Raw genomic sequence first — 16,259 nt, forward strand, 5'->3', positions numbered from 1 at the left:
TAAGTATGTGTTAGTTCCTTGTCAATTACGCCTTAGCGTAACTGTGTCCAGATTTTTCCGAGTTTATGTGCTCTAAATACTGGAATAACCATAAATAACGCTTCAAAATCTGTAACATTCGGCGAAAATACCCGAAACTTTATGTATATACGTTTTGTAAGAAAAAGCTGACTTTGGACTTGCTTGTGAAGTCTAAGTCAGCTACATTGTTGGAATCCATTCAGCTATAAATTAAGCTGAAGTTTTTTTGTTGTCATCTTTTTTCAATTCAGAACCATCATCCAAAATTAATTTTGGCTCTGCTTTATCACGAATTGTTTCAGCTGTGATGATACATTTTTTAATATCTTCACGTGAAGGCAATTCAAACATTACATCAAGCATTGTCGCTTCGATGATTGAACGAAGACCACGGGCACCTGTTTTGCGTTCGATTGCCAATTTGGCAATTTCGACAAGGGCTTCATCTTCAAACTCTAGTGCAACATCATCCAGCTCCAACATTTTTTGGTATTGTTTTGCTAAAGCATTTTTAGGCTCAGTTAAAATTTGTACTAATGCATCAACATTTAACTGCTCTAAAGTAGCCAATACAGGTAAACGTCCGATGAATTCCGGAATTAAACCGAATTTCAATAAGTCTTCAGGAATTAGCTGAGACATAATTGAAGCATCTTCATCGATCCCTTTGTTCTGTGTTGAAGCAAATCCAATTACTTTTTCACCTTGACGACGTTTAATAATTGTTTCAATACCATCAAATGCGCCACCTACGATAAATAGGATGTTCGAAGTATCGATTTGAAGGAACTCCTGATGTGGATGCTTACGTCCGCCTTGTGGTGGAACACTTGCAACTGTACCTTCTAAAATTTTCAGTAATGCCTGTTGTACACCTTCGCCTGATACGTCACGTGTAATAGATGGATTTTCAGATTTACGAGCAACCTTATCAATCTCATCAATATAAATGATACCCTTTTCTGCACGTTCTATATCATAATCTGCAGCCTGGATTAGTTTTAAAAGAATATTTTCAACATCCTCACCAACATAACCTGCTTCAGTTAAGCTTGTCGCGTCAGCAATTGCGAATGGTACATTTAAAATACGCGCCAACGTTTGAGCAAGTAAAGTTTTACCGCTACCAGTTGGTCCGATTAATACGATATTCGATTTTGATAATTCAACCTCGTCAATTTTTGAATTCGAATTAATACGTTTATAGTGATTATATACAGCAACTGCCAATGCTTTTTTTGCACGTTCTTGTCCGATTACATATTCACCTAAAATATTTAAAATCTCTTTAGGTTTTGGAATTTCATTGAACTCGATTTCCTCTTCGATCCCTAACTCTTCCACTACGATCTCCGAGCATAGTTCGATACATTCGTCACAAATATATACGCCTGGTCCTGCAACCAGTTTACGAACTTGTTCTTGTGGCTTACCACAAAAAGAGCATTTTAAATTGCCTTTTTCATCATTAAATTTAAACAATTTGGTTCACCCCTATTCAAGCAACAATCTTACAAGATTCTAGTTGTTTTATCAAATAAATTGATTGCGCGTTGTTACTAGCTTATTTTATGTCCTATTAAACTTTGTTGGCTGTTCAATAGTTAATGAAGTTATCCCGCATTAACGGGTAGTATGATTCCCGCCTTTCGACTAAAGTACAGCGATAGGAAAGACGGGAAATCAACTACCCGTAAAAGCCCGATTCGTTCAACTAACAATCAGTGGGAGATAAAGAACCCCACTGATTTAAGTTTCACTTTATATTGTAACTTTTTATCATTAAATATTCAAATGAACCAACTATTATATGTATGTATTCAAAGGTAGAAAACAAGGCACGGGAATACCGTACCTTGTCAAAATCTCATTTTATTCAATCCGTACTAGTTTTACCTTTATGTGAGACGGTAGCCCAGTAATAAAACCGATACTTGTCGGTACTGATTCTTGATTCACCATGGTCATGAATCAGTACAGGATCGAATTTAAATTCGATAACTCAAAACAAATAATTAGTTTGAAATTTTAGCGTTTTCAACTAGGAATTCAACTGTTTTTTGAGTGCGGATATCGTTCTCAAGAACTTGAGTTCCACCTAAAGCAGTTAAAATTTGGTCGTTAGACATACCGAATTGAGCAGCCATTTTTTCAACTTCTGTATTGATATCTTCTTCAGATACTTCAATATTTTCAGCTTGACCAATTGCTTCTAAAACTAAAGATACACGTACACGGTTTACAGCTTCTTCAGCCATTTGAGTGCGTAATGCTTCTTCGTTTTGACCTGAGAATTGGTAGTATAAGTCTAAGTTCATGCCTTGCATTTGTAAGCGTTGGCCGAATTCTTGAATCATACGGTCAACTTCAGTGTTGATCATACCTTGTGGAATTTCAACTTCTGCATTAGCAGCAGCTTTTTCAACTAACTCGTCGCGTAAAGACGCTTCAACGTCTGCTTCTTTGTTAGCTAAAGTTGTTTCTTTTAATTTAGTACGTAATGCTTCTACAGTTTCAACTTCTGGATCGATTTCTTTAGCGAACTCATCAGTTAATTCTGGTAATACTTTTGTTTTAACTTCTTTAACTGTTACTACGAATTTCGCTTCTTTACCAGCTAATTCAGCAGCATGGTACTCTTCTGGGAAAGTAACTACTACATCTTTCGTTTCACCAGTTTTAGCGCCTACTAATTGCTCTTCGAAACCTGGAATGAATGAACCAGAACCGATTTCTAATGCGTAGTCTTCACCTTTACCGCCTTCGAATGCTTCTTCACCAACAAAACCTTCGAAATCGATTACAGCTGTATCGCCTTCAACGATTGCTTCATCTTCTTTAATTTCTAATTCAGCTTTTTTAGCTAATTGAGCGTCGATTAAAGATTGAACTTCTTCGTCTGTTACTTCAGCTGATCCTTTTGTTACTTCTAAACCTTTATATTCACCTAATTTAGGTTCTGGTTTCACAGTTACTGTTGCAGTGTATGTGAAGTCAGTACCTTTAGCGAAATTCTCAGTACCCGCGATTTCTGGGTAATCAACTGGCTCAATACCAGCTTCGTCTAAAGCAACTGGGTATGAAGAATTGATAACGATTTCTAAAGCATCTTGGTAAAGAGCTTCTACACCGTACATTTTTTCAAATACGTTACGAGGCATTTTTCCTTTACGGAAACCTGGTACGTTAATTTGTTTTACTACTTTTTTGAAAGCTTGGTCTAAAGCTTTATCAACTTCTGCAGCTTCTACAGTAACTGTTAATAAACCTTCGTTACCTTCTTGTTTTTCCCATTTTACTGACATATATATTACCTCCAAAGTTAACATTCGTTTGATTAAACAAACTGTCATATATATTGTTTGACAACCATTTTAGTATAACATAGATGCTCAATGTTTCAACTTTTTTCACTACTCTTGCAAATCCGACATTTTTTCTATGTTTTGTAAAAAAGTTACTATTTCATCATTCATTTCTCTCTCTTCACCAAACATTGTTTTCACATAATCAATATAGCCTGAAGCGACTTCTTCAGTGGCGTATCCTGACCATTCATACGGGTAAAGGACAATTGCATGCTTGTCGATCAAGTGCATCGCAAACTCCAATGTCGAGGGCTCCTGCGCTAACTGTTCCGCAATTTTTTCCGAGATTTCCTTATATCGAGGCAGCTCTGTCGGCAACGGAAAATCCACTGGGTTCAATGCTTTGGACTGACCAAATTTTGATACAGTTACATCCAAATTAACTTCCTGTTCAACAAGAAGAATAAGCAATAAACTTTTTATAAACGGTTGAATTGACTCATTTTCAATGACCGCTTTCAATTCCTCTGAATACGGACGGATATTTTTTTCCGTAAGCTCATGGATACGCATCATTTGCTGTTGTGCGGACATTTCTAAAAATTCAGCTGCCGTAAATTCCTCTAGTTCGTCACCTTCTATAATTGGTGCTTGAAAATGAGATTCCTGATTTTCGGCGATATGCGCATTCAGGTTCTTAAGCCTTTCAAACTTTTCGGCTTCATGTTCAGGAATTAATTGTTCATCAAACAATGATTCGATAATTTTTTCAACTTGTTTAAATTGGCGTAACTGCATGCAGATAGTTAAATACAGTTCCATCACTTCAAAGTACATGTTAGGACCTATCGCAAGCAGTTCCTCACATACTTGTTTGGCACGTTCGAAATTTTTTTCTTCATATAAAGAGTATGCAAATATACTAAGTGACACTTCATCCCCTTCACCTAGCAACAAAGCTTGCTCAAATAACTCATTCGCTTCTTTGTATTGGTTATTTTCGGCCAAATATTTCGCTTCATTAAGTAACCGGTCCATCATCCCCGGAAAAATAATTACTTTTCCCTGACCCTTATTTTTTTTGTTTTCCTTCATCTAATCACTCCATCGGCGACAAAGTAATGCAGCTGCACTCTTCGTCCATTGCATTTATTTTAACGTTGTTTATACATTCCAACAATAAGTACTCAAAAATTATCGTTATATACAATTTATTACTCGAATGCGTGATTTAATCCGAAATCGTTCTCCTTTTCACTCAATGTTCCCGTTCTTACGTGGAAATAACCCGTTTTATTGAGGATTGCAACTGAATTAACATCATTATAAGCTTGGAAAAAGTCGTTCTGGTTGCATTGACCGACCAGTGCGGTATACTAAGCGCTATGATATTTTACGTATTAAATATAATTATTAATTGAAAGAAGGCTTTAAAAATGAAATTTGGATTTATCGGTCTCGGAAACATGGCTGGCGCGATTATTCACGGCATGATTACAAGCGAGCAGTTTAATGCTGCTGATGTCTACGGGATGAATCGGAGCCGCGAAAAAACGGATGACCTAGTAGATAAATACGGCATTCAGGCAACTGATTCGATTGAACAGTTAATGAAACAAGTGAATGTTATTGTTATCGCTGTTAAACCTCAAATGTTTGAAGAGGTTTTACCTGCAATTAAACAACATCTGACAAATAACCATATCGTCATTTCAATCGCTGCCGGAAAATCGCTCGATTATTTACACGAAGAACTAGGAAGCGAAACATCTATTTTCCGCGTTATGCCGAATATCAACGCTACAATCGGGGCATCGACAAGCTGTTACTCAACTCAGAAAGCTAGTACCGATCAAAAAGCAATCGTTGAGAAGCTATTTGCTACAGTCGGAACAATTGTCGAGCTTCCTGAAAATCTGTTCTCAATCTTTACAACAATCGGTTGTGCTTCCCCTGCCTTCACTTACCTTTATATCGACTCATTGGCACGTGCGGCAGTTCGTGAAGGAATGCCAAAAGATATGGCTCTTCAAATTGCAGCAAGCTCTGTTTTAGGCAGTGCGCAAATGGTATTACAGTCCGAATCTCACCCATGGGCATTGATCGATCAAGTATGTTCACCAGGAGGAACGACAATTCAAGGTGTCACTTCCCTTCAAGTCAATCATTTTGAAAGTACAATTTATGAAGCTGTTGAGGCCGTTACAAATCGTGATAGCTTTTTGCAAAAACAGACAGTTAAATAGAAATATCTGCCCAGTGGAATTGACTTCTCACTGGGCTTTTTCTTCTTTAGACAAAAATGATATTAAATTATGATTTAAATTTCTCTAAATTCTCCTAAAAAAAATTCGAGAACATAATTGCTAACTACCGTACTATTCTATATAATCAATCTTGTTTCAAAAATGAAACCAAAAAATTATAGATTTGGAGCGTGACAAGAAATTGGGTAAAGCATTGATTATTGGAGCTGGTGGAGTAGCTAGCGTTGTCGTACATAAATGTGTACAAAACTCAGAAGTATTCGAAGAGATTATGATCGCAAGTCGAACAAAATCAAAATGTGATGCTTTAAAAGAAAAATTAGATGGTGGAAAAACGATTATTCACACAGCACAAGTGGATGCGGATAACACCGAGGAACTAATTGACCTAATCAATGGATTTAATCCAGATGTGGTGATCAATGTAGCTTTACCATATCAAGACTTAACTATTATGGATGCATGTTTAGCAACGAAGACTCACTATGTAGATACAGCGAACTACGAGCCTTTAGATACTGCTAAATTCGAATATAAATGGCAATGGGCGTATAAAAAGCGTTTTGAAGAAGCAGGGATTACTGCGCTTCTAGGTTCAGGTTTTGACCCAGGTGTAACAGGCGTATTCACAGCGCATGCACAAAAGCATCATTTCGATGAAATTCATTACATCGATATCGTTGATGCAAATGGTGGGGACCACGGACTTCCATTCGCAACAAACTTCAACCCTGAAATCAACATTCGCGAAATTACTGCGAACGGACGTTTCTGGAAAGATGGCGAATGGGTTGAAACGGAGCCTTTAGAATATAAAACAGTTTATAACTTACCGGAAATCGGTGAAAAAGATTGCTACCTTCTATACCATGAAGAATTAGAATCTTTAGCGAAAAACATTAAAGGTTTAAAACAAATCCGCTTCTGGATGACGTTTGGTGAAAAATACTTAACACATTTAAACGTTCTTGAAAATGTAGGTATGACTTCAATTGAGCCAATCGAATTCCAAGGACAAATGATTCAGCCAATCCAGTTTTTAAAAGCTGTTTTACCAGACCCAGCTACATTAGGTCCACTTACAAAAGGTAAAACAAACATCGGCTGTATCGTTCGCGGTATTAAAGACGGTAAAGAAAAAACTTACTATGTATACAATGTTTGTGATCACCAAGAATGCTACAGAGAAGTTGGCTCACAGGCGATTTCCTACACAACTGGTGTACCGGCAATGATCGGCGCTATGCTTGTAATGAACGGCGAATGGCAAAAACCAGGTGTATGGAATGTGGAAGACTTCAATCCGGACCCATTCATGGATGCACTAAATAAATGGGGATTACCATGGCACGAAACAGAAAACCCTGAATTAATCGACTTGGAATTCACTTCTGCTGGAGAAAAAGCGTAATGACAGACATCAAAAATGTGAAAAAACCTGTGATGGCGGCTGCACTTGCTGAAGAAACAGGGATCGACTGGTCACAGGCACCATCTCCTGCCTTCGTAGTGGACGAGCGATTACTTGAGCGCAATTTAAAACTATTAAAATCTGTACAAGATCGTACGAATTGTGATATTTTACTTGCACTTAAAGGCTTTTCTATGTGGTCAACATTTCCGATGGCGCGCAATTATTTAGCGGGGATCACATCTTCTTCACTATTTGAAGCACGTCTTGGTTTCGAAGAATTCGGCAAGGAAGTGCACGCATATGCCCCTGCCTATGCAGAGCATGAAATCGATGAATATTTAACGTATGTCGACCATATTGTATTTAACTCATTTGATCAGTTAAATAAATACAAAGACAAAGTGTTAAATCACGAGAAAAATATTTCAATTGGTTTACGTGTAAATCCTGGTTATTCAGAAGTGGAAACACCTCTGTACGACCCTTGCTATATTAACTCGCGTTTAGGTATTCCGGTGGAGTCATTCCGTCCGGATGAACTTGACGGTGTTGAAGGCATTCACTTCCACGCAATGTGTGAACAAGGCGCTGAAGTACTGGAGCGTATTTTAGTACACTTCGAAGAGAAATATGGTGAATACTTGCATCAAATGAAGTGGATCAACTTCGGCGGAGGTCACCATATTACGAAACCAGGTTATAATGTTGAGCTATTAATCAGCTTAATCAACCGTATCCAAGAGACATATGGTGTAAAAGTAATTTTAGAGCCAGGTGAAGCAATTGCACTGAATACAGGGTATTTAGTGGCAACAGTGCTTGATATCGTGCATAACGGTATGGAGCTTGCAATTGTCGACTCTTCAGCTACTTGCCATATGCCGGATACACTTGAAATGCCTTATCGCGCGCATATTATCGGTTCAGGTCAGCCAAACGAAAAAGCTTACACTTATCGATTAGGCGGTATGACTTGCTTAGCAGGTGACATTATCGGAGACTATTCTTTTGATGAACCGCTTCAAGCAGGCGATAAACTTGTCTTTACGGACATGGCCCATTATACAATGGTAAAAACGCATATGTTCAACGGTGTAAATTTACCAAGTATTTGCACATACAATGAACAAGATGGTGTAAAAGTAGTTCGTACATTCCAATATGAAGACTACCGTAACCGTCTATCTTAATTAACAATACAGGGTAACAAAAACATCCATTCTCTCTTTGAAGAAATGGATGTTTTTTTATTAGCTAATAAAAAAGGAGCACGGCAACAACTTATACGTTGTACCGTGCTCCTTTTTATGTCCCGCAATAGCTTACAAACGGTGGTTCTTCGTCTGTCGGCGGCTCTGTATATTTTTTGTACTGCTCTGTCATGCTAAACGGACTTGTCAGCACTTGCAGCATCTCCGCAAACATTGATGGGTCACCTTCAGCAAATTGATCAATTGCCTGTTCCACAAAATGATTTCTAGGAATAAAGGCTGGATTAACAGACTGCATTACTTGCATCGTTTCTTCAATCGTCGTGTCCTGCTGTCCGATCCGTTCAAACCATGTTTCTTCCCATTTTTTAAAGGCGTCTGACTGGAACAAGTCATTGTTCGGTCGCTTACCTTCCGACAATGCACGGAATGTATTTGTATAATCCGCCTCGTGTTCTTCCATTAAATCCAGCAGATTATCAATCAGCTTTTCATCCTGTTCATCAATCGAAAGCAGACCTAATTTTTCCCGCATTTCACTGTAATAATAAGCTTCATACATAGATGGGAATTTTCCAAGAGTATTTTGAGCCAGTTGGACTGCTTCTTCTTCCTTTTCATGAAGGAGCGGCAGTAAACTCTCGGCAAAACGTGTTAAGTTCCATGATGCGATCGGTGGCTGATTGCGGTAGGCATAACGCCCTTGACGGTCAATCGAACTGAATACCGTTGCCACATCATATGTATCCATAAACGCACATGGACCATAATCAATTGTTTCACCGCTGATCGTTATATTATCCGTATTCATTACACCATGAATAAAGCCGACACTTTGCCATTTCGCTATAAGGGCCGCTTGTCTGTCAAGCACTGATTCAAGAAATGCAAGATAGCGGTTTTCTTGCTGCAATAGCTCAGGATAATGGCGCTCTATTGCATAATCCGCCAAAGCTTTTAAATCTTCCGGTTCACCAAATGCAGCCGCATATTGAAACGTACCGACCCGCAAGTGACTTGAAGCGACACGAGTTAAAACAGCGCCTTCCAAAGCTGTCTCCCGATAGATAACATCCCCTGTTGCAGTAACAGCTAAGCTGCGTGTTGTCGGAATCGAAAGTGCATGCATTGCCTCACTGATGATAAATTCCCGCAACATCGGGCCGAGTGCAGCTCGTCCATCACCGCCACGAGAATACGGTGTACGACCGGATCCTTTCAATTGAAGATCAAATCGTTCTCCATTCGGTGTAAGATGCTCTCCCAGTAATAACGCTCTTCCGTCGCCCAACATATTAAAATGACCAAATTGATGACCCGCATAGGCCTGTGCAATTTGCGCAGCACCATCCGGCATTTCATGTCCTGCCAAAATAGCGGCACCATGTTCTTTTAGTTCCTGAGCCTCTAAACCAAGCTGTTCTGCTAATGTCCGGTTAAAGATGACGATGGAAGGTGATGTCACTTCATTAGCCGTTACATGGGAATAAAAAGTTTGCGGCAACTCCATGTAACTGTTATTAAAACGAAAACCGAAATTCTTCTTTTTATCTGTCATTGTTTTCGCCTCATTTCTTTCAAAGATGCACTTATTATAAACTTTTTTATGCAAGTTAACCAAAATTACGTCCGACCTTTCTATAAAAAAGCTCATTTAATATGTTAACCTATCGAAAATAAAAGTTGACACAAAACAATCCTCATTTTATATTTATGTTAACTAAAATAATATAGAAGTTAACAATAAGGGGAGTAATTTATGGAGACTGTTCACAAAACACAAAGTTTTAAAACGATTGATTTAATTTATAGTGCACTTTTTGCGACACTTATTATGGTAGGAGCAAATATTACTTCGTTCGTACCGTTTCTAACGGTCGGTGGTGTGCCGATAACTTTACAAGCATTTTTTGCAATATTAGCAGGTTTAGTGCTTGGATCAAAAAAAGGTGCCATTGCATGTGCCGTATACATGTTTATTGGATTAGCAGGGGCACCGGTATTTTCTAAATTCACAGGTGGATTTTCGGCAATTCTGCTTCCGACTTTCGGCTTTATCGTAACATTTATTATCAGTGCATATATTGCCGGTAAAATTGCCGAAAAGTTTCAAACGCGACTTGCCTATATTATTGGTGCGTTAGTTGCGATGGCAGTTAACTATATTATAGGAACAACGTGGATGTATTTTGCCTATACATTATGGGCATCCGCACCTGAAGGTTTTACTTTCAAAATGGCATGGCTTTGGATGATTCCTCCAATGCCTAAAGATATTATTCTTTCAATTTTTGCCGGATTCTTTGCATATCGTATTCAAAAGATCCTGAAAATCCTGCCTACAAAATAATATAGTAGATTGATGGCGACTCCTCATCTCATGTTCTCGGCGTCATCGTTATACCGAGGTTCATATATTTGATATACTTTATTCAATAGATGAAGGAGGAATTTGTTATGGCAAATCATTATGAAAATATCGTTGTTGCAGTAGATGGTTCAGAAATAAGCGAACTTGCTTTTCAAAAATCAATTGATATAGCAAAACGAAATATCGGTTCGACTCTTCACATTATCCATGTAATCGATACGAGCTTCTCCGCATCTTTTGATATGCTTTACGATAATATGGTTGAATTGGTTCGAAAACATGGTGAAGTTTTATTGGACCGCTATGAATTGGAAGCAAAAGAAGCCGGCATTCCTGCGGTCAATAAAATTTTAATAAAAGGGACGCCTAAAACAATTTTAGCAAGAAAGCTTTCAGAACATGCGCCGGCAGATATTATCATTTGCGGTGCCACAGGATCGAATGCGGCCGAGCAGATATTCATGGGCTCCACTACAGAAGCAATCGTTCGACATGCAACTTGCGATGTTTTAATTGTGCGTACACCAGAAATATAAAAATAGGTTATGAGGTGCATAAAAATGTCCTCATAACCTTTTTATATCATTAAAATTTCACGGATATCCTGCTCGGTTAAAGTTCCCTTCGACGATTCATCACCGTCCAATATATCCGAAATAAGCATTTTCTTCTTCTGTTGAAGCTCACTCATTTTTTCCTCAATCGTTCCGTTGGCGATAAGCTTAATAACTTGAACAACTTCCTTTTGCCCCATACGATGGGCACGGTCAGCTGCTTGCTCCTCGACTGCCGGATTCCACCATAAATCATATAAAATGACAGTATCTGCCCCGGTTAGATTCAGTCCGGTACCCCCTGCTTTTAATGAAATCAAAAACAGATCACGCTCTCCATCATTAAAAGAGTTACAAAGCGCAATCCGATCTTCCGATGGCGTTTGCCCATCAAGATAAAAATATTGTTCCGCGCGCTTGGAAAGCTCTGTCGCAATCATTTTAAGCATTTGCGTAAACTGTGAAAATATCAATACGCGTCGTCCGGATGCTTTTGATTGTTCTAATAACCGGAACAGCTGTTCAAACTTCGCGGAACCACCTTTGTAGCCTTCTACAAACAGTGCCGGGTGACAGCAGATTTGACGCAGTCTCGTAATTCCCGCCAAAATACGGATACGATTTTTATGAAACGTTTCTTTGTCCAGATGCTTCATTGTATCAACACGCAACTTAGCCAAATAGGCCGCATACAACGCCTTTTGCTCCGGTAACAATTCTGCTTTTTCAATCATTTCCTCTTTTTGAGGCAACTCTCCTAATACCTGTTCTTTCATTCGGCGAAGAAGAAATGGCCGTACTCTTCGTGCAATATCTTTTCGCTGCATATGACGGAACTCCTCCAGCTCACGAAACAGCTGCGGAAAGATGACGCGGTAAATCGACCATAATTCCGATAATGAATTTTCAATCGGTGTGCCTGTTAACCCAAAGCGATTTGTAGCCTGGATTCTCTTCACTGTTCTTGCTGTTTGTGTTACAGGGTTTTTAAATGCCTGCGCTTCGTCAAAAAATACGGTATGGAAATGCTGACGTTCATAAAATGCGCTATCTTTACGTAATAATGGATAAGTTGTAATAATGACATCATGATCTTCCATAGTACGCAGTAAATGACGCCGCTCCGCTACTTCCCCATCAATGACAATCGCTTCGACTTCCGGTGCAAATTGCATAAACTCATACAGCCAATTGTACGAAAGCGATGATGGACAAACAATAAGAACCGGCTGTTTGTTCGCACGGATTATCGGCAATTCAGATACGATAAACGCAATACTCTGTACCGTTTTTCCAAGTCCCATATCATCGGCAAGCACACCACCGAATCCATAATTCGAGAGCAATTTCAACCAGTTAAAACCATGTTTCTGATAATCGCGAAGAATCGGTTCCAAACTTTCCGGAACTTCAAATGTCAAAGATTCAGGATGTAGTAACTGTCCTGTAAACTGTTTAAACGATTCTTCCGCTTTGAAAACGTCACTTTGTTCAAACTGCTCCAAAAACGGCAGACTATCCAATATCGGCATATTAAAGGATAACTCATACTCATCATCCTGAGCTGGAATTGCTCGAAGGAAGCGCTGAATTTCTTCAATTTCCCTCGTCTCCAGAGACAGCAACGCCCCATCTTGTAAACGGTAATATTTTTGCTTTACTTTGATGGCCGCTAATATTTCTTTAATTTGCTTATTTGTAACCCCGTCCATTTCAAATTTAAATTCCAGCCAGTTTGTCCGTTCCTTTTGGACATTCACCCGGATTTTCGGAAAGTTGTTTTCTTTGGCAATCCGCAGTTTAACAGAATTGGTTGCATAGATTTTCGCGAGCTTTGTGAGCTTTGGAAGCTGGTGATATAAAAACTCATATTCAAGTTCCTCATTCTGCATATAGTAGCCGCCATCCGTTTTTGTAAAGCCGCTTTCATCCATCAACGCCAATACCGCCGCTTCCTTTTCAATATCCCGTATGATGAACACGTCATCCGAAAGCTGATCATCCAATGGTTGAATGACAAATTGTCCGTACTGAAATTCCACACCTGCAAGGAAACGGTTTTTCAGACGGTCTAAATAAACGTTTACAACTAACGGATTTTCCATCTGTTTTACCGAAAGTTCCCGCGCCATTTCGACATTACCTATTTTTTTCAGTTTAGGTATGACCTGTTCCCTAAAGTAATCCCAGTGTGAATGTTCAATTGTTAAGAAAGGTTTTTGCAGCAGCATTTGCCTTAATTCGAAAAGCTGCATTAAGCTGTCTTCACTCAAATGTGTCAGTTCGCCTTCAAATAGCGCTAACCGGTAACTAGGAAGTAAGACAGCACGTTCAATTCCTTCTATATAAAGCCGATACTCTTTCCCTTTTGCTTCAATGTAAAAGCGAAGTGCTGTAGGTTTTGTTTGTATATTAACTTCGCTATAGCGTTCATTTTGATAAATTAATGACACATTTTTCGTATTCGGAATCAATGAAGCAAGTACATTCCACGATGAAGGCGGAATAATCAGCAATTGTTGCTCCTGATTTTGTACATGCATGTCATTATAAAGTGCATCATCTTCTACAATTTTAATCAGGAGCTGTAAGATGGCGTCATGCTGTTCGTCAAAACAAAACTGTTCAAAATTATAGGTTGTATTACGGGAAATCCGGTATGGTTTTTTATTTTTTATATGTGTTAAAAACTCACGAATTGATAAAACTTGGTCTCCATTAACTTGAAGTTGCATTCCGATAAGGGGGTCTTGTTCTGTATATTGAACAGGTGTTATCGAGAATTGTACATCCAATACTTCCCGTTTTTCGAAGTGTCGCTGCCGACTTGTTGTTTGTACCGGCTGTTGTTTAAAAATAGAAAGAAAACTGTTTTCAGAAATATTACTTACATCGTATTCCTCATTTGGCAGAGATTGTGTCTTGTTTTTGTTGAGATTATAAATAGCGATCAGAACTGCCGCTACATGTTGACAGCTTTTGCTGAAATCACCCAATGTTGGGCAACTGCACGTTGACTTAAATTGACCTGTGCCCTCTTTTTCTATGCGGACAACGAATTGTTCTGTGCTTTTTACAACCGCTTCTCCATACATATCCGTGTATTGCAGGAAATTCACTTTCCCTGTTTGATAAAAAGTTTGCCCTTTTTTAAAAGAAACGGTTCCGCATAGATTTTTTATTTGTTTTTCAGTTAATTTAATATCCATGCCGATCCCCCTTTTTCTACTCATCCATTTTCTCATGTCACTCATTGAATTACTAGTTCGAAGCGAAGATGAAGAAAACTTTAAAAACTCTTTCGTCAATATGGATTAAGATAACAAATGGAAAAATAAAAAATATCATTTCCCCCGTTGAGAAAAATGATATTTTCGTATAGTCCTTGCCTTTTCAAACTCAAGCAAAAGATGATTTAATTTTTTCAAGATGTCGCACGGTTGGCGTCAAGTTGGCAAAAAAGTATGCTTCACGCAACTTGCGGGATGGTACACTTCCTGCAACATAACCGGCAGCTCCATTGTGAATCATATTTGCCTGTACGGCAGATAAAGTATCGTGCACTGCTTGCAGACGTGTGTTGACAATATCCTTCAAAGTCAAATTACTTGCCAAGTTGTTCAACTCCGCATTAATTCTTTCATAATGATCGCGCAGTTCGGTTGCCTGTACTTTTAAAAACTCGTTACAGCCGTTTTGCTTCGCCTTAACTTTTTCAATTCCTTCAACTGCTGCGGCAATCACACCTGCTCCAAGCGGAACTTGATAATAAATAAACGTAGGGCGAATAATATCGCAAAATGCTTTCGCATCCTCGGAAATAACAAAGTCTTTCGAAATTAAGACTTGATCGAATTTGCATGAATAGGTCGCGCTGCCATTCACGCCAAGGAAACCAAGTCGTTCATTCATGTCAAGCCCTTTACTATCAGTTGGGACAAGCACCAAAATTTCATGATCATCGACTGTCGCAACTGCACCAAAGTAATGACGATTCCCCAAGTTTGATACAGCCGGCAATGTTCCATTTATAACATAGCCTTCATCTGTCTTTTCTGCCTTCAAATGAAGTTTTTCCAATCCTGAATAGTACTTCATCGCATTAGATAACCCTGTTGCACCAAGTTTAACACCGGTTTCCAGCTCAGGTAGTATTATCTGCTTTAAATATGTGTTATTACTATTACGTATATAAGTTAATGCGGCTAAATGGCACCAAACGCAAAATGCTGTTGTCATACAAACCTTTGCCGTTTCACGAACAACCGCTGCCTCATCCTGTAATAGCGTCGATTGGTTCTTATTTGCCGATTGGAAGAAACCAGCCTCACTTAGCGCTAAAATATAATCTTCTGCATAATGTGCCTGCTCATCGACCTTCTTCACTACGGGCTTCAGTTTTTCATCGATGATTTGATCTAACAATTCTTTGTTCAATGCCATTGTCCCCGCATCCTTTCCTTTTAGTCTGCCAATTCCGTTAATGATGTGATCGGTGTTTGTACGGCTTCACGTGCACGTTTAACAGCTGCTTCGTCTGGTGCATCATAGAAACATAAACATTTCGTCATATCTTCACATACATACGTACGAGAGAATTTAACATCTGGAACTTCTTCGTATTTTACGGAATTTTTCTTTTTACGCTCTAAATATTTTTCCATTGTGATTTCTGCTGGAATTTCCCATTCTACTAGGTAGTTTACTTGCTCGCCGCCTGCTTTCACTTCATCAAGTTCTTTCCCGATTAAACGTACTTCCTTTACTAAATCAATTGCAACACCTTGTGTTTGTAATGCTGTTTTTGCAGCTTCCTCATTAGATGCTTCAATAATGAAATAACCACGTGAAAAATCTTTTGCCACTTGAACTTCGATAACTCCAACACCTTCTGTAGCATGCACCTTTTCGACTAATGCCGAAAATGCTTCCTTCGAAGAAACCTCGTTAATTGTTGATTCTACTAAATATAAACTCATTGTATTTTCCTCCTAATAGTAAATGTTAGATAGTTATATATTCAAATAGGCGTTCGGATTGAGCGCACTATGAATACCCGTTTTAAATGTGTCTTATACAGGTTAAAAAAATTAACTCGCATTGCATAAAATTA

At 38.7% G+C, this 16,259-nt stretch carries 12 protein-coding genes; 5 read left to right on the plus strand and 7 right to left on the minus strand.

Going from position 1 to position 16,259, the window contains the following annotated elements; translation table 11 throughout:
- Positions 1 to 231 precede the first annotated feature (231 nt).
- The 3 genes from clpX to MKY27_RS11470 form a co-directional block, all read right to left on the minus strand.
- Entirely contained in the window at positions 232 to 1,503 is a 1,272-nt protein-coding gene (clpX, locus tag MKY27_RS11460) for an ATP-dependent protease ATP-binding subunit ClpX (protein ID WP_339172238.1), read from the minus strand.
- 533 nt (positions 1,504 to 2,036) lie between these two features.
- Positions 2,037 to 3,326, minus strand: coding sequence for a trigger factor (gene tig, locus MKY27_RS11465; RefSeq protein WP_339172239.1), 1,290 nt, complete (start codon positions 3,324 to 3,326; stop codon positions 2,037 to 2,039).
- A gap of 108 nt (positions 3,327 to 3,434) precedes the next feature.
- Positions 3,435 to 4,424 carry a DUF3196 family protein gene (locus MKY27_RS11470; RefSeq protein ID WP_339195168.1) on the minus strand — a complete coding sequence of 330 codons (990 nt, stop codon included), beginning with the start codon at positions 4,422 to 4,424 and terminating at the stop codon, positions 3,435 to 3,437.
- A gap of 341 nt (positions 4,425 to 4,765) precedes the next feature.
- On the opposite strand from MKY27_RS11470, the gene proC reads away from it, so the two are divergent.
- The 3 genes from proC (at position 4,766) to nspC (ending at position 8,200) form a co-directional block, all read left to right on the plus strand.
- The gene (gene proC, locus MKY27_RS11475; protein WP_339195170.1) at positions 4,766 to 5,575 is read left to right on the plus strand and encodes a pyrroline-5-carboxylate reductase; all 810 of its coding nucleotides are present in this window, start codon (positions 4,766 to 4,768) and stop codon (positions 5,573 to 5,575) included.
- 202 nt (positions 5,576 to 5,777) lie between these two features.
- On the plus strand, positions 5,778 to 7,007 hold the full coding sequence (locus MKY27_RS11480; protein ID WP_339195172.1) for a saccharopine dehydrogenase family protein: 1,230 nt from the start codon (positions 5,778 to 5,780) through the stop codon (positions 7,005 to 7,007).
- 32 nt (positions 7,008 to 7,039) lie between these two features.
- Positions 7,040 to 8,200, plus strand: a complete 1,161-nt coding sequence (nspC, locus tag MKY27_RS11485) for a carboxynorspermidine decarboxylase (protein WP_339176625.1) — start codon at positions 7,040 to 7,042, stop codon at positions 8,198 to 8,200.
- Between the two features lie 115 nt (positions 8,201 to 8,315).
- On the opposite strand, the gene MKY27_RS11490 is transcribed toward nspC, so the two are convergent.
- Positions 8,316 to 9,779: a YdiU family protein gene (locus tag MKY27_RS11490; RefSeq protein WP_339195174.1), complete on the minus strand. Its 1,464-nt coding sequence runs from the start codon at positions 9,777 to 9,779 to the stop codon at positions 8,316 to 8,318.
- A gap of 201 nt (positions 9,780 to 9,980) precedes the next feature.
- Between MKY27_RS11490 and MKY27_RS11495 the strand changes: the two genes are divergently transcribed.
- Positions 9,981 to 10,571, plus strand: a complete 591-nt coding sequence (locus tag MKY27_RS11495; protein WP_339172252.1) for a biotin transporter BioY — start codon at positions 9,981 to 9,983, stop codon at positions 10,569 to 10,571.
- A 107-nt stretch (positions 10,572 to 10,678) separates the two neighbouring features.
- On the plus strand, positions 10,679 to 11,128 hold the full coding sequence (locus MKY27_RS11500; protein ID WP_339195177.1) for a universal stress protein: 450 nt from the start codon (positions 10,679 to 10,681) through the stop codon (positions 11,126 to 11,128).
- A gap of 41 nt (positions 11,129 to 11,169) precedes the next feature.
- On the opposite strand, the gene MKY27_RS11505 is transcribed toward MKY27_RS11500, so the two are convergent.
- The 3 genes from MKY27_RS11505 to MKY27_RS11515 all read right to left on the minus strand — a co-directional run bounded on the left by MKY27_RS11505 (position 11,170) and on the right by MKY27_RS11515 (position 16,125).
- Positions 11,170 to 14,355: a DEAD/DEAH box helicase gene (locus MKY27_RS11505; protein WP_339195178.1), complete on the minus strand. Its 3,186-nt coding sequence runs from the start codon at positions 14,353 to 14,355 to the stop codon at positions 11,170 to 11,172.
- Between the two features lie 190 nt (positions 14,356 to 14,545).
- The gene (locus MKY27_RS11510; protein WP_339195180.1) at positions 14,546 to 15,589 is read right to left on the minus strand and encodes an acyl-CoA dehydrogenase family protein; all 1,044 of its coding nucleotides are present in this window, start codon (positions 15,587 to 15,589) and stop codon (positions 14,546 to 14,548) included.
- 20 nt (positions 15,590 to 15,609) lie between these two features.
- Positions 15,610 to 16,125 carry a DUF4242 domain-containing protein gene (locus MKY27_RS11515; protein ID WP_339172258.1) on the minus strand — a complete coding sequence of 172 codons (516 nt, stop codon included), beginning with the start codon at positions 16,123 to 16,125 and terminating at the stop codon, positions 15,610 to 15,612.
- Positions 16,126 to 16,259 lie beyond the last annotated feature (134 nt).

The sequence above is a fragment of the Solibacillus sp. FSL R5-0449 genome (genome assembly GCF_037975215.1).
Classification (GTDB): Bacteria; Bacillota; Bacilli; order Bacillales_A; family Planococcaceae; genus Solibacillus.

What these genes read in the sequence shown, in the direction of transcription:
- tig (WP_339172239.1), bottom strand. Translation starts at nt 3,326, where the DNA reads ATGTCAGTAAAATGGGAAAAACAAGAAGGTAACGAAGGTTTATTAACA.
- MKY27_RS11470 (WP_339195168.1), bottom strand. Translation starts at nt 4,424, where the DNA reads ATGAAGGAAAACAAAAAAAATAAGGGTCAGGGAAAAGTAATTATTTTT.
- proC (WP_339195170.1), top strand. Translation starts at nt 4,766, where the DNA reads ATGAAATTTGGATTTATCGGTCTCGGAAACATGGCTGGCGCGATTATT.
- nspC (WP_339176625.1), top strand. Translation starts at nt 7,040, where the DNA reads ATGGCGGCTGCACTTGCTGAAGAAACAGGGATCGACTGGTCACAGGCA.
- MKY27_RS11490 (WP_339195174.1), bottom strand. Translation starts at nt 9,779, where the DNA reads ATGACAGATAAAAAGAAGAATTTCGGTTTTCGTTTTAATAACAGTTAC.
- MKY27_RS11495 (WP_339172252.1), top strand. Translation starts at nt 9,981, where the DNA reads ATGGAGACTGTTCACAAAACACAAAGTTTTAAAACGATTGATTTAATT.
- MKY27_RS11500 (WP_339195177.1), top strand. Translation starts at nt 10,679, where the DNA reads ATGGCAAATCATTATGAAAATATCGTTGTTGCAGTAGATGGTTCAGAA.
- MKY27_RS11505 (WP_339195178.1), bottom strand. Translation starts at nt 14,355, where the DNA reads ATGGATATTAAATTAACTGAAAAACAAATAAAAAATCTATGCGGAACC.
- MKY27_RS11510 (WP_339195180.1), bottom strand. Translation starts at nt 15,589, where the DNA reads ATGGCATTGAACAAAGAATTGTTAGATCAAATCATCGATGAAAAACTG.
- MKY27_RS11515 (WP_339172258.1), bottom strand. Translation starts at nt 16,125, where the DNA reads ATGAGTTTATATTTAGTAGAATCAACAATTAACGAGGTTTCTTCGAAG.